Genomic DNA, 23423 nt, shown 5'->3' on the forward strand with positions numbered 1-23423 from the left:
TATATCTAATACATAATTTTATAGAAAAAGCAATACCGTTATTACATGCCAAAAAGAGAAAAACTAAAGAGTATACTTATTATAGGATCGGGACCAATTGTTATTGGTCAAGCGTGTGAGTTTGATTATTCTGGTACACAAGCCCTACGTTCTTTAAGAGAAGATGGGATAGAAACGATTCTGATCAATTCGAATCCAGCTACAATTATGACAGATCCTTCTATGGCTGATCATATATACCTTAAACCATTAAATACAAAATCAATAATAGGGATTTTAAAAGAACACCCTCAGATTGATGCTGTACTACCCACAATGGGAGGACAAACTGCTCTTAACCTTTGTATAGAAGCAGATGAAAAAGGAATATGGAAAGATTTTGATGTAGAGATCATAGGAGTAGATATTGATGCTATAAATATTACTGAAGATAGAGAGCAATTTAGAGAACTAATGCTTTCTATTGGGATTCCGATGGCTCCTCAGGCAACTGCCAATTCTTATTTAAAAGGAAAAGAGATCGCCCAGGAATTTGGATTTCCTCTTGTTATTAGAGCATCATATACACTTGGTGGTGCAGGGGCATCTTTTGTTTATAAAGAAGAAGACTTTGATACGTTACTTACTCGTGGGCTAGAAGTTTCTCCGATTCACGAGGTGATGATCGATAAAGCTCTGATCGGGTGGAAAGAATATGAATTAGAATTGTTAAGAGATAATAATGATAATGTAGTTATTATTTGTACAATAGAGAATATGGACCCTATGGGAATCCATACCGGAGATTCGATTACGGTTGCTCCGGCAATGACGTTAAGTGATAAAACTTTTCAGCGTATGCGTGATATGGCAATCCATATGATGCGTAGTATTGGGGATTTTGCAGGAGGATGTAATGTACAGTTCGCGGTAAGTCCCGATGAAAAAGAAGATATTATTGCTATCGAGATTAACCCTAGAGTTTCTCGTTCTTCTGCATTAGCATCAAAAGCAACAGGGTATCCGATTGCCAAAATAGCAGCAAAACTGGCTATTGGATATAACCTGGATGAATTAGATAACCAGATTACCAAATCTACTTCTGCTTTATTCGAACCTACATTAGATTATGTAATTGTAAAAATACCACGATGGAATTTTGATAAGTTCGAAGGGTCTGATCGTACATTAGGACTTCAGATGAAATCTGTTGGAGAAGTAATGGCAATCGGTAGATCGTTTCAGGAAGCATTGCATAAAGCAACTCAGTCTTTAGAAATTAAAAGAAACGGACTTGGTGCCGATGGAAAAGGGTATAAAGACTATGATCAAATTATAGATAAACTTACCTATGCCAGCTGGGATCGTGTATTTGTAATCTATGATGCTATCCAAATGGGAATCCCATTAAGCAGAATACACGAAATCACAAAAATAGATATGTGGTTCCTAAAACAATATGAGGAATTATATAATCTTGAAAAAGAAATTTCAACATATACCATTCAATCCCTTACCAAAGAATTAATACTAGAAGCAAAACAAAAAGGTTTTGCAGATAGACAGATAGCTCATATGGTAGGGTGTTATGAAAGTGAAGTATACAATAAGAGAGATGAATTAGGGATAAAAAGAGTGTATAAATTAGTAGACACATGTGCTGCGGAATTTAAAGCTAAAACCCCTTATTTTTATTCTACTTTTGAAGCAGAAATAGAAACACCAGAAGGAGAAATATCGGTTTCTAATGAGAGTGTCGTTAGTGATAAAAAGAAAATTGTTGTTTTAGGTTCGGGGCCCAACAGGATCGGACAAGGGATAGAATTTGATTATTGTTGTGTGCATGGTGTTTTGGCATCTGCAGAGTGTGGATATGAAACGATAATGATCAATTGTAATCCAGAAACTGTATCTACCGATTTTGATACTGCCGACAAACTATATTTTGAACCTGTATTTTGGGAACATATTTATGATATTATCAGACATGAGAAACCCGAAGGAGTAATTGTTCAACTTGGTGGTCAAACAGCATTAAAACTTGCTGAAAAATTAGATCGCTACGGAATTAAGATTATAGGAACAAGTTACCAATCACTTGACCTTGCTGAAGATAGAGGGCATTTCTCTAAATTATTACAGGAAAACAATATTCCATATCCCGAGTTTGATATTGCAGAAACTGCAGATCAAGCACTTGAAGTGGCAGATCGTTTGGATTTTCCAATTTTGGTGAGACCATCTTATGTATTAGGAGGGCAAGGAATGAAGATCGTAATCAATAAGCAGGAATTAGAAGAGCATGTTGTCGACTTGTTACGCAAAATCCCTAATAATAAATTACTATTAGACCACTATCTGGATGGTGCGATCGAAGCAGAAGCAGATGCAATATGTGATGGTGAAAATGTATACATCATAGGAATTATGGAGCATATAGAGCCGTGTGGAATTCACTCAGGAGATTCTAATGCTACTTTACCTCCATTTAATTTGGGAGAATTTGTAATGCAACAGATTAAAGATCATACACATAAGATTGCTCTGGCTTTAAATACTGTGGGATTAATAAATATTCAGTTTGCTATCAAAGATGATACAGTATATATCATTGAAGCAAATCCAAGAGCTTCGAGAACAGTACCTTTTATTGCTAAAGCATACGGAGAACCTTACGTAAATTATGCAACCAAAGTGATGCTGGGAGAAAAGAAAGTGACAGATTTTGATTTTAAACCCCACTTAGATGGATATGCCATTAAGCAACCCGTATTCTCTTTCAATAAATTCCCTAATGTTAATAAGAAATTAGGCCCAGAAATGAAAAGTACAGGAGAGAGTATTTTGTTTATTGATGATCTTAAAGATGACCAATTTTATGATCTATATTCGAGACGTAAAATGTATTTGAGTAAATAGTATTTTATATATAGAATTTATAAAAAACCAGATTGTATATCTACAATCTGGTTTTTTTTGATTTGTCATATACATTAAAACTGTAGAGTCGTATACATTCGGGCCTATTTCTTAGTCTGGTTTTGTGTTTTACTTTTTTTATTCATGTTCCTTGGTCTAGATAACATCGCGCAAATAAAACTTTTATAGTATGAAAAATTTAGATTTCAAAAAAATAGAAAAGCAAGAATTACATTCTATTATGGGGGAACAAGAAGAAGGAGTAGAGGGTTTATAGATGAAAATTCTGAAGAGATTGATTTTTGGTGATATAATTATTGTTATAGCTTTTTTATTAAATACATCTACCAACCAAATTCTAATAAATGAATATGAATTTTGAAATGTATGATTTTGTTGTTTTATAAGTATCTGGATTGTGTAAAAAGTAATTTTTTTGTTAGAATTTTGGAAAAAACGCACATTTTGATCTAAAAAACATAGGTTTTTTGATAAGAATATTATAGAAATATTACCAATCACTACCGAATAAGATTCGTAGATTTGTTAATTTAAAGTTAATTATGTGTTAAATAGAGTTAAACTATCTTTAATTCCTTTAAGTTTTTGATGTCGTTTTTCTGTTGAAATTTCCCCAAAATTAGCCATGCCTATTTTTAGTTTAACCCCTTGATTTTCAATAATGCAACAGTGTTGCATTATTGAAAATCAAGGGGTTGTTTGTTCAGTTTAAAATTAGGTAAATGAAATGTAACTGTTTGTTTATTACGTGTTTGCCGTATTTGTTTATTTGAATTTATCTCTACTTTTGAACAACAAATTTTAATGAGAGCTCAACTTTTAATTTAAACTTAGAATCAAACGTTTAACACAAAAATTCAAACAATAATGAAAACTCAACTGAGAATTTTAAGTATGCTTACAGTCTTTTCTTTCGTCTTTTATAGTTGCGAAAAAGACGTCGATGGGGTTACCGATATAGAAACGGGAATAGAGACTACAGAAGCTGCAGGAGCAGAACAGGCAGTACCTGGGGAATATATCGTAATTTATAAAGAAGATAAATCTCTATTTGGTAAAAGTGCTGGTATGAAAGCTAAATCGCAGCAAACGTTATCCAAATATGCGATAGCAGAGAATAATATAAAGCAAGTCTACAGCAATGCTATCCAAGGTTTTTCAGTGAAAAACTTATCAGTAAAACAAGCTGATATGCTGAAAAATGATCCTGAAATTGCATATATACAGCCTAATTACATTAGAAAACTAAATGTTGAAATGGGAACACCAGTTAAAACCCTTCCTGCAACCGTAGAAAATAAAGCAGCAAACAAAGGTTCTTGGTTGCCTAGCGGAGACTTTTTACCATGGGGTATAAATAGAGTAGGTAGAGCAAATGGTAGTGGTAGAACTTGCTGGATTATTGATAGTGGGATTGCACCTCATAGTGATTTAAACATTGATACTAACCGAAGTAGAAGTTTTGTTGGTGGATCATGGCAAGATCAAAACGGACATGGTACTCATGTAGCCGGTACTGTTGCTGCAAAAAATAATGGTTCGGGAGTTATCGGTGTGGCTTATGGCGCTACAGTAGTTTCTGTAAGAGTTTTGGATGCTCGAGGTTTTGGTAGTGATGCAGCTATACTTGGAGGTATCGATTATGTTGCCAGAAATGCACGTAATGGGGACACCTGGAATTATAGTGTAGGGTATAGAAATCGTCAAACTAATGTAGCTATAGATAATGCATTTAGAAATCTTGAAAGAACAACTTACGGAGCTATGGCTGCGGGTAATAGTAATGATGATACACAGTATTATTCACCACAAAGATTACGAACTAGAAACTCTTGGAATGTTGGTAATATGACCAGAAATGATGGTCCTGCAGGAACTTCTAATTACGGAAGAAGTGTAGATCGTTGGGCTCCAGGTACGCAAGTATGGTCTACGTGGTTAAACGGACAATTTAATAGAATCTCTGGTACTTCTATGGCGTCACCACACGTGGCAGGAATATTATTACTAAGAGGTAACAGTACAGGAACAGATGGTTCTGTAAGTAAAGGTGGCCACTCGGCTCCTATAGCTACCACAAATTAATATACGGTAGTTTCATATTTTGAGTATGTATTAGAGAGGCTGGGTGATTCCAGCCTCTTTTTTTTTATTTTAAGTAAAATTATGATGTTACTTTTCTAAAAAACCATCAGCTTCCCAATCTAATATAATATCTATTGTTGCTTGTGGTAACCTGCCTTCTGGAGGCATTACATTAGCTCCTGTTGATTTAACTAAAAGAACAAGATCTCTATTTACTCCAACTATAGTTTCAGTATAATTTCGCATAGGAAAAGGAGCTCCGTTTTGAGCAGGAACGGTATGGCAACGTACACATTGAGCATCTATAATAGTCTTTACATCTGCATCGTATGTTGTTATTTTATTTGGGTTAGGGTTTGTATCGGGATCCGGATCCGGATTAGGTTGTGGGCTATCATCACCACTGCTACAGTTAAAACAAAGTAAGGCAATAAGCAGTAATGAAATTTTTTTAAATATACTTTCCATAACACGGGGTTTTTGTATGAAATATACAAAGATTTTACTAATAGATCGTATGGTGTAATGATCTTGACTTAATTATAAGTCGATCTTTACGTTATATTGGTCAAGGATTTCGAGATGGGATTCGAGCTCAAATTCTGAATCTTTAAAACGATTACGTCTTGTAACCGCATCTTCTTTACGTATAATACTTCTTACAAATCGACGTATCGCAGTTTTATTTTCTAAAATCAACCCTGGTATAGATACACTTTTACCTTTGTCGTTTTTAGCTACCATAGTAAAGTAACTCGAATTACAATGTTTTACTTTACCGGTTTGTATGTTTTCTGCCTCGACTCGTACTCCAACAACCATAGAAGTATTGCCTACATGATTTACTGATGCTTTAAGCGTTACAAGTTCGCCAACTTCGATAGGTTTTAAAAAATCTACTTTATCGACACTAGCAGTAACACAATAGGTTTCTGAGTGTTTAGAAGCACATGCAAAAGCAATTTGATCCATCAAAGACAAGATATAACCACCATGTATTTTTCCACTAAAATTAGAATGAGAGGGAAGCATGAGTTCTGAAATAATTACTCTGGATTCGGTATTGGTTTTGTACTTTTTCATTCTATTATTCATTTAGTTGATAATGTATGATATGCTACTTATTTCTAAAGTGAGGGGAGTCCTCCTCAATAACATCGATCACAAAATACTTTGTATCTCCAAGCCAGGAAACTTTTGCAAAACGCTCCTTATATTTTAGTTTTACATATCTACCCTGAAATTTTTCGAGCTTCTTAATGATATCTTCTTTTTGGCTTTCAACAGAAAAACTAAAAATTTGTGCTCCAGAGATCCCCTGACTAATTTCGCCTTCCCAGGTTTTAAAAACCACGCCTTTATTACTAAATTTTATGAGTTCACCACTTCGGGTTCCTTCACTATAAGATGCATAATATATAAATGCATACCATGCAGCAAAAAGCGCTAAAATTACAATAATGAGTATTGCGAGTATTTTTTTCATATTTAGAATGCATTATATACTTTGGTCATAAATTCATCGATCTGATTGGGTTCGAGCCATCGCGTAACTACAACCAGGTTTTGTTTTTGGTCAATCACAATAAAATTACCACCAAAGCCTGCGGCGTAGTACAAATGTTCTGGTAATCCTTCCCAATGCCTGGATCCTTTTTGGTTAAGCCACCACATAAAACCATAGTTAGGGTTGGCCTGCGAGGGTTTGATCGCTTCTTTGATCCACTCTTCAGATAATAATTGTGTTCCGTTCCAGTTTCCGTTGTTAAGAAAAAGCAATCCGAATCGGGCATGATCTAATGTATTGATAAATAATCCACCACCAGAATGACCACCTCCGCTAACAGATTGCATATTGATACCATCAACAGCAACCCAGGAATTATCATACCCATACCACCTCCATGTGGTTGATGCACCGATAGGGTTCATTATTTTTTCTTTTAATACCTGTGGTAATGGAGTTCTCCATACATGCAATAAGGAATATGCCAATACGTTAACGCGAACATCGTTGTACTCAAAGACAGTTCCGGGTTCGTTGAACTTTCTAAATTTCCACTCATCGATACCACCCTTTCTTGGGGGGCGATCTGCCCAGTCATATCCACCCCATAGCTGTCCTGACCAATCTGAGGACTGTGTAAGTAAGTGTCTCCAGGTAATTTTCTTGTTATGCTTTCCATCAAAGGTATGATCCCATATGGTAGTATAGGTGTGATCATCAACAGAATGTATTAATTTATTATCTATAGCTAACCCAGCCATAGTAGATAAATAACTTTTGGTAACACTAAATGTCATATCCACCCTGTCTACATCTCCCCATTTTGATATAATGTATCCGTCTTTAATGATAAGACCAGCAGGACCGCCTCTTTTTTTGGTAGGTCCCAGGATTTTGTGATATGGCTCTCGCTCAAAACCTTTTACAATAGCTTCGCGTAGATCTTTTGATCCCGAATATTCATGATCCTGGGCAAACTGCAATGCTTCCTGAAGCTTTTGCGCATTTACTTTAAATTCGGTTGGATTTTTTTCCTCCCAGTTTCCTCTTTCAGGAAAATAAGCCTGTTGCGCAGTAGCACTATGAAAAACGTTTCCGAAAAGAACTACAAAGAAATATATTCTTATAAATATAAATTTCATGTGTTTACATTTTTTAATTATTTATAAATGCCAGTTTCAATCTTTTAGGGTTGAACAAAGTACTTTATTGTTTTTTTAATCAATAAGAAAAAGCCAATAACAAAAAGAATTGACCCTAAAAAAGAAAAACCTTGTATAACATATATATAGGTTAGATAAGTATCTGTTCCTAATGTGCTAATATAGGTAGTCCCCACAGTATTCGAAATCCCGCACAATAAAGATATAATACTACCTGTAGTTAATAATATCCCTTCTGTTTTTGATCCCACTTTAATTATATAATAGATGCATAGTATGGTTATAACCAGTTGAGGTATTGAGGTTATAATGCCTAAAAAAATGTACTTAATGATTTCTGTAATACTTAGCTCCATAATTGTTTTTATTCAGAAACCTTATTTTTAATAATTTTCTGGATCATCATATAGAAACCAATTAAGAAAAGTATGGATCCAACGAATGAAATAGTATTTATTCCAGAGTTGATAATAAGGTATACGTCAAACCCCCATGAATCTACAAACCTATAGATAAATTGATGTAAAATTGCTACAATAAGGATTAGGATGTTACCGATAAGTATAAGGACTCCTTCTTTTGTTGTTCCTTTTTTGCTTATATAATAAATCGTAAGTATTATAAATAACAGGATGGGTAGAATGTAAAACAGTCCCCCAATGATCCTATGTATGATTTCTGATACGTTAGAACTTGATACCATAATTATTGATCTATGTTTTGTAGATTATTCATTTTCTTCGGTAGCTCTTTTAATCACAGCTTCGGGTAATGATTTCTTAGCCTTAGCCCCCATTTTTTTGAGTTTTTCAACACTTGTAATCAGATTTCCTTTACCTTCTACCAGTTTGTTCATTGCAGCAGAATAATCTTTTTTGGCATCATCTATCTTTTTGCCTACACCGGTAAGATCTTTTACTAGCCCTTCAAACTTATCATATAAAGCTCCAGCCTGTCGTGCAATTTCAATAGCGTTACGTTGTTGTTTTTCATTATTCCACATGGTATCAATCGTGCGTAGGGTGGCCAAAAGAGTAGAAGGAGTAACAATCACTATATTTTTCTCGAAAGCCTGATTGTATAATTTATTGTCCTGATTAATTGCTATTGCGAAAGCAGGCTCTATAGGAACAAACATTAAAATAAAATCGGGTGATTCGATATCATACAAATCTTGATAGTTTTTTTCTGAAAGCTGATCTACATGACGTTTTAATGACGTAATGTGTTCTTTGAGATGAGTAGCTCTTAACTCTTCATTTTCTTCATTGATATAACGCTCGTATGCGGTAAGTGTCACCTTAGCGTCAATAATCATTTTTTTATTGTCTGGTAGATAAATCACTACATCGGGCATCACTCGTTGTCCATTATCCAGTGTAAAACTTTGTTGCACAAAATACTCTCTATCTTTCTCTAATCCAGATTTTTCTAATACACGTTCTAATACTAATTCTCCCCAATTACCTTGCATTTTGCTATCGCCTTTAAGTGCCTTGGTGAGATTGGTCGCCTCCTTACTCATCTGTTCATTAAGGTCTTTAAGGCCCACTATTTGCTGGCGCAGCGCAGCGTGATAATCAATACTTTCTTTATGAGTTTGTTCTACTTTTTTCTCAAAAGTATTGATCTTTTCCTGTAATGGATTCAGGATGTTTTTAATATTCTCTTTGTTCTGTTCGGTAAATTTATTAGACTTCTCTTCAAGGATTTTATTGGCAAGGTTCTCAAATTCTTTGGTGAATTTTTCTTGAAGTTTTTCTACTTCTTCTTTTTGTGACGCATTTTTAAGTTGAAGATTTTGATATTCTGCATTACGACGTGTAAGCTCTGTATTGAGAAAATCTTTTTCTCTACGAATCTCTTCACGTTCTTTAGTCAATTCAGAAAGTTGTCTTTCGGTATTGTTTTTAAGCTCATCGAATTGAGATTGAAGCAAGTTTGCTCTTTCATTGGCAGCACTTTTTTCACTATTGTGTTGTAATGAAACTACATATTTACCAATAAAAAAACCTACAATAATTGATATGATGATTACCCCAACGGCAATGATAATCGGTGTGTATTCTAACATGTAATCTTTTGTTTACTCAAAGATAAAGATAAGCAATGAAAATTTGGATGAAGTACCCGAAGTTTTAATATTTATGATGTTACGATTCTTTTAATTTATTTCTTTCCCGAACAGGTAATTTTTTGACTACCAAATTATAAGAGTCGTCTATCCATTGTTTAATTAGAGTATCTGGGATAGAGTAATCCATTATTATTTTATTCCAATGTTTTTTACTCATGTATGATGGAGGTGCTACGGCGGTATAAGTTTCTCTAAGGATATCAACACGATCAGGATTACATTTTACACTTATAGCCTTAAAAGATGATATATCTGTAGCGGTAAACATTTTTCCTAATACCTTAAAAACTAAAACATCAGGAAGTCTTCCGAAAGGAAAAGATTCGGTTACTCCTTTTTTGCTAATACAGTGTTCCCGGTATTCTTCTATGTTCATCACTAAGTTATTTTTTGCTCTGGTTTAGTGAAGTTACAAAATGTAATTAAAGAAAAGGAATAATAAACTAAAAAGCCAGCCTTTCATAGGTATAGAAAGGCTGGCTTTTTTATGAATTGAGATTCTAGTTTTGTATTTTAATGTCTAGTTTAATGAAATCTCCTGTTCCGTCAGTACCAGAAATCTCTACTACTTTTATAAGTCCTTTATTCCCGTAATTATCGACAAAATCAATAATATTGTTAACAGCTAAATTATTAATTCTTTGATTTGCTGGTTGAACAACAAAATCTAAATCACTTCTATTACTTATTGCTTCGAATTCTGTTACGGTTTTAGAGGATAGTCCAAAATATGCTTTGTTTAATTCATCAGCAGTAACACCTCCAATGGTTGGTACATCTATGATATTTGTTGGATAATTGTTAGAAGAAGCCAAAGATGCTTTTCCTGTTAATCCATAATAATATCCAAAATCCCATAAAGCTGCAAATTCTTCTCCTTGGTTTATTTTATATACCGTTTCATTGAATAAAGAAATAAATGTTTCAGAAGATCCGTCTGCCAGAGGAGCAGACAGTATAGTTTGTGTAAAAGATTTAATACCAGAACCACTATTTGTACCTAAACCATACTTCACAGTTATTGTTCCTAGAACATTATCTCCTAATGCATTTCTTTTTGTAATATCTCTAAAATCACCTCTTCCTGTAGTTGCCCAGAATTTATATACAATAGTACCATTGGCCATACTTGGCGTTGGTAGATCGATTTTAAATTCGAAATCTTTTTTGTCTCCACCTACAAGATCTAAAGATCCATCAGGTTTTTCATCAACTTCTTGTGATGTAAATACATATGGCTCTTCGCCTACACCATTGATATTTTGAGTAATATATAATCTTCTCATCGATTTGGTAGTAGAAGAAAATTTTACTTTTGATTTTATACTTGTATTGGTAGCGCCTCCAGTAACATTAACAGTGCGATTATCACCAACACCAGATTCTGATACGATAAGTTCTGCATCAAATATTTCACCATCAGTAGGGATAAGATCGTCATTATCATCTGAGCTACAACTAAATGTAAAAGTTGCGATGATTAATAAAGTTACAATTGATTTGAGTTTTAACATGGTATTCATATAGGTTTAATTTATTATTCTGGGTAAAATTATAGCTTTCTATACTAATTGTAGGGTGTTAGTAACTTCAAATTTTTACAGTTTTCCCATGATAAGCAGATTTATTCGATAAAGTGTAATTAAATCCGGATTATGCATTAGAAAATTTATTACGCCTTGAAACTACTTCAAAATATACCGTTGCACTACATTTTTCAGTTTAACCATAGCCCTTCGATAAACTCAAGGTAAACTGCTATGCTAAAACTAAGAAAATGTTATATTTTAAGATCCTTTCAAGTCTCATAACGAAGTTCTAATGCATAATCTGGGTTAAAAGCAAAAAGAGGTAGGAGAGCAGAGGTGCTTTACAAGAATTTAACTTCTTACTTTATATCTCCCGGATTTAGAATCAAAAAGAATCAGGTCTTCGGGGAAAAGAGATGAAAAAGCTCGACATTGTACTAATTCCTTAGGTCTTCCGAATTCGAAACCATCTTGATTCATTACAATCATTTTATCACATAATTGTATCGCAAAATCGATTTCATGAGTTGAAAAAAGAATAGTTTTTCTGGTCTCAAAAGCTAAACGCTTGAGTAATTTTAATATATACGCCTTATGATAGACATCTAAGTGAGTGGTGGGTTCATCCAGCATAATAAAAGGAGTATCTTGGGCAATAGCACGGGCGATAAGTACTTTTTGTAACTGCCCGTCACTAAGTTCAAAACACCTTTTGGCGACCAAATCACCAATATGTGTTACTTCGATTGCTTTTCGTATTTGCTCTATATCTTCTTCTGCCATTTTTCCTACCCAGTTTGTATAAGGTTGTCTACCCAGGGCCACTAATTCCTGTACTGTTAGGTTTTTTGAAGCAATTTGTTCTGTTAATACAATACTTAACTGCGAAGCCAGTTCGACAGATTTGTAGGATTGAAGTTCTATATCAGATAACATGACTTTACCATGTAGAGCAGGTTGTACACGGGATAGAGTGCGTAGTAAGGTAGATTTACCGATACCATTGGCACCTACCAATCCTACTAGTTCTCCTTCGTGCAATTTTAGATTGATATCTGCTGCAATAACATTAAGTTCCTTTTTGGTGCGATAACCAATAGAGAGATCTTCTGTTTTAAGAACGATATTTAGGGCTTCACGATTAATAGGTTTAAGGTTTTAGGATTCAAAGTTTTCTATATCAAATATAAAGAATAGAATTTTAAACAATTTTTCTATACTTTTTCTTTCTGATAAACGAAAATAAAAAACCAAAAATGGCAAGGATAAATAAAGGAACCAATATATTGATAACTTGCCATAGCGTTTTACTGGCAACAACTTTTTCTACATTCAGAAATGAAATTTTGACTTCTTTACTTCTAATTTCGATAAGACCAGAATCATCTAACAAGTAATTTACTGCGTTTAACAGAAACTCTTTATTTCCATATTTTAAATTCATGGTAGGATCAAAACCTAACTCTATTGGTTGTCCTTTTCTCGTTTGGTTTTTAATAATATCACCATCGGCAATAACGATCATTTTTGTAGAAACACTCTTATCTTTGTGATCTTGTATTTTATATGGCTTTATTCGATCTTTATAGGTAGATTTAAAACTTCCCTCGAGTAAAACCGCTAGGTTTTGAGGTCCTTCGTTATAGCTAGCAATATCTGGTTTTTTTCTAATAATATTTTCTAATCGTATTTCTTTGGGTACCCCTTCTATTTTAGATTTATCAGAACTTTTAAGTAGAATCGTCTTTTTTATACCATTTTTTAGGGTGTCAATCTGGTTCGAAAACTCGAATTTTACAGATTCTGTGTTTTTAATAATAGGGTGGTTGCCAGTACTTTTGGTTAATGATCCGTAAAACCAGGGATATGGAGTAAATTGAGTCTTGCTACCTTGTCCAGAAGCTAATACCAGTGGTGCAGAATATAAATCGTTTACCAAGACGGGATTAACTCTTAGTCCGTAAGAAAATAAAGCGTCCCCTAATCTTAGATCCTGCATAATCGCAACAGAGGATCCTTCGGGATTCATTAAACTATCGATTTCCATAGCTACAGATTCTAATAACCACAATGACTTTCCTCCATTCATTACAAATTGATCCAATACATATTTTTCTTTTTCAGAAAAAGCTTTTGTAGGTTTAGCATTGATAATCATATCAAATTTTTGCAACTCGTTTAATGTCTTTGTGGGATTGCTCGATACCGAATCCAGAGTAAATGCTCCAACAAAATAGTAATCTTGCAAGGTTTTGATAAAATCGGCAATTTTAATATCGGGTAATTGCCCATTTCCTTTAAGCACGGCAATTTTATGTTTTTTAGGATGTAGTAACTTGGTTAACCCATCTGCAAAAGCATATTCTAATTGTTGAATAGAACTATTTACTCGTTCTTCGGAAGTAGCTCCAATAGTATTTTTGATTAAAGAAATCTTTACGCTTCGGTTTTGATAGCTTAGAATAGCCCAGGGAACTAAGGTTTCGGTTTCGGTTTTTCCGTTTTGCTGTACGCTAACCTCCATTGGGGTTAGACCAAACTTTTGTAATTCTGTAATGGTTTGGGCACGTATTTCTTCTTCTTCTAATGGGTTGGTAAAAATGTGCTGAATATTAGGGTTTATGACATTAAACTCTTCTAATATTTGTTTGGTTTCAGATTGTAAACGTCTAAACTCTGAAGGGAAATTTCCTTCTAATAATACATCGATAACAACAGGGGCAGCAGCTTCCTTAACTAGGCTTTCTGTAGCTTCAGAAAGTGTAAAACGACCATCTTGGGTAAGATCAAAACGATTGTATAATGAGTTTCCTGTCAAAAATAAAACAATGGCAAGGATTAGTGTAATACCAATAGGTTTGATTTTCTGCTTTGTAGTACCTTTTTTAAGAATGATAATAGTAAGAAGTACAAATAATAGAATACTACTTAAAAAATAAAAGATATCTCGGGTATCTAAAATACCTTGACTCATACGTTCATAATGCAATTGCATTCCTAGTTGTTCAAGGAAAGTATGTATTGCCCCTGGCAAGTTGTAATTTGCAAGTCCGCTAAAACCAAAATAAAAAACGAAACACAGAAACAGAGCAATCAAAAAAGCAACAATCTGATTGTTGGTAATCGAAGAAGAGAATATACCCATTGCAGTATATGATGCCACCAGTAATAGCAGTGCAATGTATGATCCTATAGTGCTACCGATATCGAGGTTGCCTATTGGGTTTCCTAACTGATAAATAGTAAGTATATAAAGGAGACTAGGAATTAAAGCAATTAGGATTAAGGATAAACTACCTAGATACTTTCCTAATACCAGTTGCCAGTTCTTAATTGGTTTTGTAATCAATACCTCCAAAGTTCCCTGTTTCTTTTCTTCTGCAAAACTTCTCATGGTTACGGCGGGGATAAGAAATAGCAATATCCATGGTGCAATCTGGAAAAATGGCGAAAGATCGGCAAACCCACTATCCAAAATATTAAATTGCCCTTTAAAAACCCATAAAAAGAGTCCGTTAAGAATTAAAAATATAGCAATCACCAAATACCCTACGGCAGAGGAGAAAAAGGTATTGATTTCTTTTCGTATTAATGCAAACATAGTTTTTTAGGATTGAGGTTTTTAAGTTTGAGGTATCAGGAAAACCTGAAACCTGATGTGATAAACTTTAGACTTCGGTTACGCTCCAAGCTTCTGGCCTTTGGCTAAATTTATTTTTGGTATTTGCCCAAACTCCTTTGAATAACGTAGAGTTTCTATAGTTATTGAGATGTTCTTCGGATTCCCAATGACTATACGTGAAAAATTGATTGGTTTGACTTACATCTCTTACTAATTTTAGATGGCTACATCCTTCAAAATTTCTGATCTTCTCTTTATTTTGCTCAAAGTTCTCTAAAAAAGCATCAATTTGATCGGGTAAGAATCCCATTTTTACGATTCGTATTATCATTTTTTAATTTTCAAAAGTATACCTACAAGGGTTTTACAGTTTATTCTCGATTCTTTTTAGATATTAATTTATTCAAAACTAATGCTTACTGTATCTCTATAGTACAATCCAAAGAGACTAGAGGCTCCTCCTACAGTTTTAGGGTTGCTCTTATAAATAGCTAGTTCTAAGTATCCCGAAGAATTAAAGACGGCTAATTTTTTACCATCTTCTTCTCGCTTACTTTTTTCGATATCAAAATTTATAGCATCACTATATCTATTATATACATCTTCAAATACTGCTGTACGTGCTGTGATTTTAAATTTACGTCCTTTACCTATTTCATCAAATAGCTTACGCGTAATGTTAGTAACCAAATTACCATAATTATCGATATAGATGATGCTACCTACAATCTGCTTATCTCCAAGATTTACAATAGGAGTAATCCCTTTTATGGTTTTGATTTCTGAGATAGTTTTTCCAATAACTTCTAGTGTACCACCTCGGGCAATATGACAGGCCACAGCCACAAAAACATCTAACACAGGAAAATTAGAAACAATGGCATCATGAATATTTATTTCGACAACTTTCTCAGGATTAAATTCTGATGTGATTAAACTTACCAGTCCGTTATTAGCACATATAAAATAATGTTCATCTAATTTTACAGCAATATGTTTATTTTCTGGATTTGGTTCACTATCGATCCCTATGATATGAATACTTCCTTTTGGGAAACTTTTATAAGCATTTTGTATGATATATGCAGCTTCTATTATATGAAAAGGTGAGATTTCATGGGATATGTCAACAACTTTGGCATCTGGCAATTCGGTATAAATAGCCCCTTTAACCGCAGATACAAAATGATCTTTGATTCCAAAATCTGTAGTTAAGGTGATAATTGGCATGTATAAGAATTGTTAATATCTTTTAGTTGTAAGCACTTAAAAATATGTAAATTTGTTTTGAAGTTATTCAAAGTTTTTCTTTGGACAACAAAATGATGATAAAACCATCGTATTTACTGTTTTTTTGATCACTAATTCATATAGTGATGATATAAACATTTTGCTTCGTTTTAAATTTCTATTTTGTTTTCCCGACAAAAACCTGAACAACTTTAGCAAACTTAGTCAATCCTAAAAAAAAATCATACTAAAATTCGTATAGCTTTTGAACGAACTTATCATAGAACTTACAGAAATCAATCCGAGAGAGTTTTTCGGACTTCAGAATAGCAATATTCAATTATTAAAAAAATACTTCCCGAAGTTAAAAATTGTAGCAAGAGGCAGTAAGATAAAAGTGTATGGAGACGATGACATGCTCAAAGAGTTTGATATGCGTCTTAATATGCTTCTCGAGCATTTTAGCAAATACAATAAGCTGGATGAGAATGCAATAGAGCGTGTGCTTACCAGTGTGAGTAAGGCAGATTATGAAACATCGCCTAATAGTGGAGAAACATTAGTGCATGGAGTAGGAGGGAAATTAATTAAGGCCCAGACTGCTAACCAACGTAAGCTGGTAGAGACCTGTAAAAAGAACGATATGGTTTTTGCTATTGGTCCAGCAGGTACCGGAAAAACGTATACCAGTGTTGCCCTAGCGATTAAGGCTCTAAAAGAAAAAGAGGTGAGGCGTATTATTCTTACACGTCCTGCAGTAGAAGCTGGAGAAAACCTTGGATTTTTACCGGGAGATCTTAAAGAGAAACTAGATCCGTATATGCAACCTCTATACGATGCTTTACGCGATATGGTTCCTAATGAAAAACTCGATAGTTATATAGAAAAAGGAATTATACAAATCGCACCTATGGCATTTATGCGAGGTAGGACATTAGATAATGCTTTTGTAATCCTTGATGAGGCACAAAATACAACACATGCACAGATGAAAATGTTTCTGACGCGTATGGGGAAAAATGCTAAATTTATTATTACAGGTGACCCAGGACAGATAGATTTACCAAGAAGGGTTACTTCTGGGCTTAAAGAAGCTCTACTAGTGCTTAAAAACACACAGGGGATAGGTATGATTTACCTGGATGACAAAGATGTGATTCGTCATAAATTGGTGAAAAAGGTAATTGCAGCTTATAAAGAGATAGAACATAGAAATGGATAAATAGTTTCAGATTTTAGTTTCTAATTGAAATTAAAGCCCGAAACCCGAAACCTAAGTAATGAATACAATTGTAGATACAAACTATAATTTTCCTAATCAAAAATCAGTATATAAAGGGAAAGTAAGAGAAGTATATAGTATAAATGATGAACTTTTAGTGATGATTGCAACTGATCGTTTATCTGCGTTTGATGTAGTTATGCCAAGAGGAATTCCTTTTAAAGGGCAGATTCTTAATCAAATTGCAACCAAGATGATGAAAGAAACTGAAGATTTGGTACCAAATTGGTTAATAGCCACTCCGGATCCTAATGTGGCCGTTGGACATTTATGTCAACCTTTTAAAGTAGAGATGGTGATTAGAGGGTATCTTTCTGGTCATGCAGCTCGAGAATATAAAGCTGATAAGAGAATATTGTGCGGTGTATCTATGCCCGATGGTATGAAAGAGAATGATAAATTTCCAGAACCTATTATAACACCTTCTACCAAAGCTGATAATGGAGAGCATGATGAGGATATTTCTAGAGAAGAGATTTTGTCAAAAGGAATCGTTTCTGAAGAAGATTATTTGATTCTTGAAGATTATACTCGTAAACTTTTTCAAAGAGGAACAGAGATTGCTGCCAAAAGAGGATTGATCCTTGTGGATACCAAATATGAGTTTGGGAAAACAAAAGATGGTCAAATTGTATTGATTGATGAAATTCATACTCCGGATTCTTCTCGTTATTTTTATGCTAAAGGATATGAAGAACGACAACAGAATGGAGAATCACAAAAACAATTGTCTAAAGAATTCGTAAGACAATGGTTAATTAGTAATGGTTTTCAAGGTAAAGAAGGCCAACAGATTCCCGAAATGACAGATGTATATATTAGTTCTGTCTCTGAGCGATATATCGAATTATATGAAAATATAACAGGAGTATCTTTTATAAAAGAAGATGTCTCTGATATACAAGGAAGGATAGAAGAGAATGTACTTGATTATCTAAAGACAAAAAGTTAGATGTTAGCATCTAACTTTTTGTCCTTATTACGGATTAGCAAAATTTAATCTTTATTCATTACAATCTGGCTCTTGGCACTGTAATTCTCTGCAAAAAGAGCCACATCGATAACAAACGCCATTGTCATGTGGCATACATACAGGATCTATATCTCCTCCATTAATAGATGATTGTTGCTTTCTGTTTAACTGTTGAGCTCCTTCGAGATGTAAAATGTTTGTTAACATGATTTTTGGATTTTTAAGATTAATAATTACCTAATTACTATGATGGCATACGGTGTATGTCATGCAATGTAAGGTAGTTGATTTTTGAAATAAAAAACCATGTCAATGATTTGAAAAAAGACTTGATAACCTATGATTTGAAGGTTTTTTATATGGTTTGTATTAAAATCAAGCCTATCATCAAAAATGAATTAAAACTTATCCTACGAAAGTCAGTTTTTTAAGAATGTTAAGATGTTAAGCCACCTTATATTCTAACAATTGTATATTATCTTGTAAGCGCTCTTTTACGATACTCATCATTCTTTTGTTTAACGCAGAAGAGTTTTTCATATAGATCTGGTATTCTTCTACAGTGAATTGCCCTATAATCATTCCTTTTAAACTATTTCTGAATTTCATATCCTTTTGGATAGCATTCTCTATAAAATCAAAGCGTTTTTCTAAGGATAACTCATAGAAAGTATTCTTTCTTTTTTTAATGTAGTTTTTAAATACTTCGATCAATAGACCTCCCTGTAGTTTTATAATAGGTCTAATCGTTTTGTTCTGAAATTGTTCATCATTAGACATGTTTTCAGAAACTCTTGCATTTAATAACTGCGGTCGTATTGCCAATAAATTTGATTCCCTGTTTTCCATAATAAAGAAGGTTTACTAAAAATAAGTATTTGTTGTGCTCAAAAATCAAGACTATGTTTAGAGTTTTAAACGACTTATAAACAATAAAAAAGTTGCATATGGAGTGTTTTATTATACTAATCTAATCTTTTTGTTTTTCTGTTATATTACCTTAACAATAAGTTATATATAATAAAAGCCCTCTATATAGAGGGCTTTTGTATAACAAGGTGTTTTTTTGTTTATTTTTTTATGAATTCTTCTTTACTTAAAATTTTGGTAGGAGTTTCACCAGATTTTTCAAGGTATTTGTTAAATTTTGCTACCTGCTTACCATTTATTTTTTCGTATGCAGCCTTAGCTTCATTTAATCTAGCTTCTAATACTTCCTGATTTTCTAATTGTGCAAAAGAAGGTTTTTCGAACTGTTCTGCCACTTCGCCATATAAATCAGATAATTTTTCTCTCAGTTGAGGTTCGGCTTCATCAACATAATTATCACCTGTAGTTACTACCAGAGTTTCTTTTAAGGCATTTAATTCTTTAACAGCAGCAGTAGTAACTTTTTGTGAAGCTGGGTCTTTTTTTAATACAGCTTCGGCTTTCTTTATATTTTGATCAATTTTATGAACCAGGTATGCCAGATCTTCCATATCATTAAATAACTCTTGCGTTGTTTTATGATGAGCAATTCTGTCTTTTTCTGATATTAAGGAAGTAGGATCATTTTGTAGTGTTATGGTACTTTCATATTGTTTCTTGCCTTTTTTGAGTACTATTTTATAAGTCCCTGCAGAAACTCTTGGAGCAGTAAATCCACCAAAGGTAAATGTTTTTCCAGCAGCTACTTTAGGTCCTTTTTTTCTGAAATTCCAGGTTACTATATTGATACCCTTAGCTTTTCCGGGAACAAGGCTTACTATCTCGTTGCCGTTTTGATCCTGAACAGATAGCGTCATTTTTCCAAAAGTATGTCTCTTTTTAAGGTAATAGATAATTTTTGCAAAAGAGCTAGGGTTGTCTCCTGTAAATTGAAGCTCTGTACTTCCGCCACCAAAACCACCTTCTTCTTTGATTATTGAAGGTTTAGGGTTAAAAAAGTGAACATCTTTGGCAAGAATTTCTTGGTTTATTTGCCTTAGCGGGGAGATATCATCAATAATAATAACACCTCTACCGTGGGTTCCTAGTACAAGATCATTAGTTTTTTTCTGTAAATCAATAAAATGCACTGCAGCAGCGGGCATATTATTGGTAAAACGAGACCAGTTTTTACCACCATTTATGGATATAAACAACCCAAATTCGGTACCTAAGTATAGTAAGTCTTCATTTACATAATCTTCCTGAATATTTCTTGCAAACCCTATAATCTCATCTGTCACCAGGGATTTCCATGTTTTTCCAAAATCCGAGGTTTTATATACGTAGGTATTCATATCTCCAGATGCATGACCATCAAACACAGCATAAGCTGTTCCTTTATGATGTGAACTGGCTTCTATGTGATATACCCAAGTGTTTTTTGGTAACCCTTGAATATTGGCTACTGTATTAGTCCAGGTCGCTCCGCCATCCTGAGTAACCTGTACATTACCATCATCGGTTCCTACCCAAATTATCTTTTGGTCAATTGGAGATTCTGCAATTGTAAAAATTGTAGTATGCGTTTCGGCTCCTGATTTATCTGTAGAGATACCTCCTGATTCTTTATCTTGTTTTGCAGGATCATTGGTAGTAAGATCTGGTGATATTTTTTTCCAGTTGTCGCCCATATCATCACTTACATGAAGGAATTGACTTCCCATATAAAACCGATCTGGTTGATGGTTACTCACTGCCATTGGAGCATTCCAGTTAAAACGTAAATCAGCTTCTCCTTTAATAGGTAGCGGAGCAATGTTTTTGGTGTAATTCTTATCTACATCATATCTCCATACATTTTGTGCTCCTTGCATTTCAGAATAAATAATATTCTTGGTCGGGTGTTTTAATACTCTAAATCCATCCCCATATCCAACACGATTCCAATCACGTGCTTCTATGCCTCCCGGAGAAGAGGATGGACCCCACCAGGAACCATTATCTTGCAGGCCACCATAGATATTATAAGGTTCTTCATTATCTACACTAATATGATAGAACTGAGAAATAGGTAAATTATCTACCATATCCATTGTAGATCCACCATCCCAGCTTCTGTATACTCCACCATCGGTTCCTACATACATTCGATCTGAGTTGTTGATGTCAAAAACAACATCATGTATATCTGGATGCATACTACCCAGGTTTTTGAAGGTTTTTCCTCCGTCCCTGGAGATAGATCCAAACAATCCTCCTTTAACCAGAATATCTGGATTTTTTGGGTCTACAACGATTCTAGAGAAATAGAAAGGTCTAACTACCAAGCCAAAATCTCCATTTAATAATTTCCAACTGGCTCCTGCATCATCAGAACGATATAGTCCTTTATCCTCTTTGCTTTCTACAACGGCATATACTATTTTGGGGTTTGAGGGGGCTATTGCCAATGCAAATCTACCCAGATCACCTTTAGGAAAACCATTATGGATTTTATTCCATGTTTTTCCTGCATCTGTAGATTTGTACAGTGCACTACTAGGTCCTCCAGAATTAAATCCCCATGCAGTTCTTCTAAACTCCCACATTGCTGCATAGAGCGTATTAGGATCTTTGGGATCCATTATAAGATCATTAACTCCTGTTTTTTCATTAACATAAAGTATCTTATTCCAGGTTTTTCCTCCATCTATTGTTTTGTATACTCCTCTGTCTTCACTATCTCCCCATAAAGCTCCTAAGACTCCAACATAAATTTCATTAGAGTTTTTGGGATTAATCTCTATACTACCAATTCGTTCTGAGTTTTCAAACCCCATTTTTTTCCAGTTTGCCCCTCCATCTGTAGATTTATATAACCCATCACCGATAGAAACACTATTTCTGGTCCATATTTCACCGGTTCCTACCCAAATAGTATTATCGGGATCATTAGGATCAATTTTTACCACTCCTATTGATTGCGCATGATCATCGAATACAGAGGAGAAGCTTGCTCCTCCATTCGAGGATTTCCAAACTCCACCACCAGCAGTACCGGCATATAGTATTCTATCGTTGGTAGGATGATTTTCTAAATCTATAATCCGACCGCTCATGAGTGCGGGTCCGATTTGTCGTGCTTCAAGGTTTCCGAATAGTTCTTTGCCTTTTAGAACAACTTCCTGTGCTTGCAAGTGTATGGAAAAGAGTATAGCCAAGCTTGCAATTATAAATTGTTTGTTCATAATTACTGGTTGTTTATTTAGAATAAAAAAATCCCCAAATTTTTGATTTGGGGATTATAATTTGTGTTTATTTTCCTTCTGGGAAAGCGAATAATGAAGCTTCTACTTCTGGATTGAGATCAAACTCCTTGAAATCCATGCTTTGGAACTGACTACTTTGTGAGAAAGGAAAGTATAATCCTTCTACTTCCTGATAATCACTAATAGACATTTTTATTTTTTGACCCTTCATTGGACCATCCTGAATTTCTTCTTCAATTATGATAGGTACAAAATTTTCGGTATCAAAATAGTAATGAGAAATATTAGGTTGTGATTGACCATTAACAGTAATAGGGTCTTTGGTTACCTTTATTTTAAAGGTATCGGTGCCATCTACAGTTTCATTACCTATAAGTTCTATGGCATATCCTTTTTCTTTATAATTTAAAAATGGAGAAGGCCAATCTTTCATTTGCTTCTTCATATTTTCTGTAGCTTCATTGTCACTCTTTTCAGCTTCCATAGTTTGCTGATTTCTAGACCATGAAGTTTTTCCGTCATATGCAGCCCAGATCATTTTATTTCCTTGTAGTTCGATTGTAGTAGACTGGCGTCCATCTTTCATCATAACCTGTTCAAAAGGAATTTCCATCCCTTGCATTTTCATTACTCCTTTCATAGTAATGCCTTCTAGTTTTTCCCAATTTTCTTTTCCCCCTGTATTTTCGAAGTAATTATTAACTATTTCATCTGCAGTTTGTGCATAGAACGATGTTGAGATAGCTAGTACAAGAGCTACTGTAATAGATTTTAAAGCATTCATTAGTTGTGATTTTTATGATGTTGTTGTAACAA

21 protein-coding genes are annotated in these 23423 nt (G+C 34.1%); 4 read left to right on the top strand and 17 right to left on the bottom strand.

Features of this window, described 5'->3' with window-relative positions; genetic code table 11:
- The first annotated feature begins 45 nt into the window (after window positions 1-45).
- A complete protein-coding gene (gene carB / locus DK441_RS20590) occupies window positions 46-2898 on the top strand; it encodes a carbamoyl-phosphate synthase large subunit (RefSeq protein ID WP_074410141.1) in 2853 nt (950 codons plus the stop codon).
- A gap of 888 nt (window positions 2899-3786) precedes the next feature.
- A complete protein-coding gene (locus tag DK441_RS20595; protein ID WP_109852351.1) occupies window positions 3787-5004 on the top strand; it encodes a S8 family serine peptidase in 1218 nt (405 codons plus the stop codon).
- Between the two features lie 87 nt (window positions 5005-5091).
- On the opposite strand, the gene DK441_RS20600 is transcribed toward DK441_RS20595, so the two are convergent.
- The 13 genes from DK441_RS20600 to DK441_RS20655 all read right to left on the bottom strand — a co-directional run bounded on the left by DK441_RS20600 (window position 5092) and on the right by DK441_RS20655 (window position 16192).
- The gene (locus DK441_RS20600; protein ID WP_109852352.1) at window positions 5092-5472 is read right to left on the bottom strand and encodes a cytochrome c; all 381 of its coding nucleotides are present in this window, start codon (window positions 5470-5472) and stop codon (window positions 5092-5094) included.
- A 72-nt stretch (window positions 5473-5544) separates the two neighbouring features.
- Window positions 5545-6087, bottom strand: coding sequence for an acyl-CoA thioesterase (locus DK441_RS20605; protein WP_109853592.1), 543 nt, complete (start codon window positions 6085-6087; stop codon window positions 5545-5547).
- A gap of 34 nt (window positions 6088-6121) precedes the next feature.
- A complete protein-coding gene (locus tag DK441_RS20610) occupies window positions 6122-6490 on the bottom strand; it encodes a 6-phosphogluconate dehydrogenase (protein ID WP_109852353.1) in 369 nt (122 codons plus the stop codon).
- Between the two features lie 2 nt (window positions 6491-6492).
- Window positions 6493-7653, bottom strand: coding sequence for a serine hydrolase (locus DK441_RS20615; RefSeq protein ID WP_109852354.1), 1161 nt, complete (start codon window positions 7651-7653; stop codon window positions 6493-6495).
- Between the two features lie 44 nt (window positions 7654-7697).
- Window positions 7698-8030, bottom strand: a complete 333-nt coding sequence (locus DK441_RS20620) for a hypothetical protein (RefSeq protein WP_109852355.1) — start codon at window positions 8028-8030, stop codon at window positions 7698-7700.
- Window positions 8031-8038: 8 nt separating this feature from the next.
- Entirely contained in the window at window positions 8039-8377 is a 339-nt protein-coding gene (locus tag DK441_RS26770; RefSeq protein ID WP_160112202.1) for a hypothetical protein, read from the bottom strand.
- Window positions 8378-8401: 24 nt separating this feature from the next.
- On the bottom strand, window positions 8402-9748 hold the full coding sequence (gene rmuC / locus DK441_RS20625) for a DNA recombination protein RmuC (RefSeq protein WP_109852356.1): 1347 nt from the start codon (window positions 9746-9748) through the stop codon (window positions 8402-8404).
- A 79-nt stretch (window positions 9749-9827) separates the two neighbouring features.
- Window positions 9828-10187 carry an MmcQ/YjbR family DNA-binding protein gene (locus tag DK441_RS20630; RefSeq protein WP_109852357.1) on the bottom strand — a complete coding sequence of 120 codons (360 nt, stop codon included), beginning with the start codon at window positions 10185-10187 and terminating at the stop codon, window positions 9828-9830.
- A gap of 124 nt (window positions 10188-10311) precedes the next feature.
- Window positions 10312-11334: a hypothetical protein gene (locus DK441_RS20635; RefSeq protein ID WP_109852358.1), complete on the bottom strand. Its 1023-nt coding sequence runs from the start codon at window positions 11332-11334 to the stop codon at window positions 10312-10314.
- A 357-nt stretch (window positions 11335-11691) separates the two neighbouring features.
- On the bottom strand, window positions 11692-12486 hold the full coding sequence (locus tag DK441_RS20640) for an ABC transporter ATP-binding protein (RefSeq protein WP_109852359.1): 795 nt from the start codon (window positions 12484-12486) through the stop codon (window positions 11692-11694).
- 55 nt (window positions 12487-12541) lie between these two features.
- Window positions 12542-14941: a gliding motility-associated ABC transporter substrate-binding protein GldG gene (gldG, locus tag DK441_RS20645; protein ID WP_109852360.1), complete on the bottom strand. Its 2400-nt coding sequence runs from the start codon at window positions 14939-14941 to the stop codon at window positions 12542-12544.
- A gap of 67 nt (window positions 14942-15008) precedes the next feature.
- Complete coding sequence (locus DK441_RS20650; RefSeq protein WP_109852361.1) at window positions 15009-15293, bottom strand: putative quinol monooxygenase; 285 nt, start codon at window positions 15291-15293, stop codon at window positions 15009-15011.
- A gap of 68 nt (window positions 15294-15361) precedes the next feature.
- Window positions 15362-16192, bottom strand: a complete 831-nt coding sequence (locus DK441_RS20655) for an S-adenosyl-l-methionine hydroxide adenosyltransferase family protein (protein WP_109852362.1) — start codon at window positions 16190-16192, stop codon at window positions 15362-15364.
- Between the two features lie 265 nt (window positions 16193-16457).
- On the opposite strand from DK441_RS20655, the gene DK441_RS20660 reads away from it, so the two are divergent.
- Both DK441_RS20660 and DK441_RS20665 read left to right on the top strand, forming a co-directional pair.
- On the top strand, window positions 16458-17414 hold the full coding sequence (locus DK441_RS20660; protein WP_074410158.1) for a PhoH family protein: 957 nt from the start codon (window positions 16458-16460) through the stop codon (window positions 17412-17414).
- A gap of 58 nt (window positions 17415-17472) precedes the next feature.
- On the top strand, window positions 17473-18426 hold the full coding sequence (locus tag DK441_RS20665) for a phosphoribosylaminoimidazolesuccinocarboxamide synthase (RefSeq protein WP_109852363.1): 954 nt from the start codon (window positions 17473-17475) through the stop codon (window positions 18424-18426).
- 51 nt (window positions 18427-18477) lie between these two features.
- Here DK441_RS20665 and DK441_RS26775 read toward each other — a convergent pair whose 3' ends face one another.
- From DK441_RS26775 to DK441_RS20680, 4 genes are all read right to left on the bottom strand, one after another.
- Window positions 18478-18654 (bottom strand): hypothetical protein, encoded by a 177-nt coding sequence (locus DK441_RS26775; protein WP_160112203.1) that lies wholly within the window; start codon window positions 18652-18654, stop codon window positions 18478-18480.
- Between the two features lie 237 nt (window positions 18655-18891).
- Window positions 18892-19296: a glyoxalase gene (locus DK441_RS20670; protein WP_074410160.1), complete on the bottom strand. Its 405-nt coding sequence runs from the start codon at window positions 19294-19296 to the stop codon at window positions 18892-18894.
- Window positions 19297-19517: 221 nt separating this feature from the next.
- Window positions 19518-22586, bottom strand: a complete 3069-nt coding sequence (locus DK441_RS20675; RefSeq protein ID WP_109852364.1) for a hypothetical protein — start codon at window positions 22584-22586, stop codon at window positions 19518-19520.
- Window positions 22587-22653: 67 nt separating this feature from the next.
- Window positions 22654-23391, bottom strand: a complete 738-nt coding sequence (locus DK441_RS20680) for an outer membrane lipoprotein-sorting protein (RefSeq protein ID WP_109852365.1) — start codon at window positions 23389-23391, stop codon at window positions 22654-22656.
- Window positions 23392-23423 lie beyond the last annotated feature (32 nt).

This window comes from Aquimarina sp. AU58, assembly GCF_900312745.1.
GTDB classification, from domain to species: domain Bacteria; phylum Bacteroidota; class Bacteroidia; order Flavobacteriales; family Flavobacteriaceae; genus Aquimarina; species Aquimarina spinulae.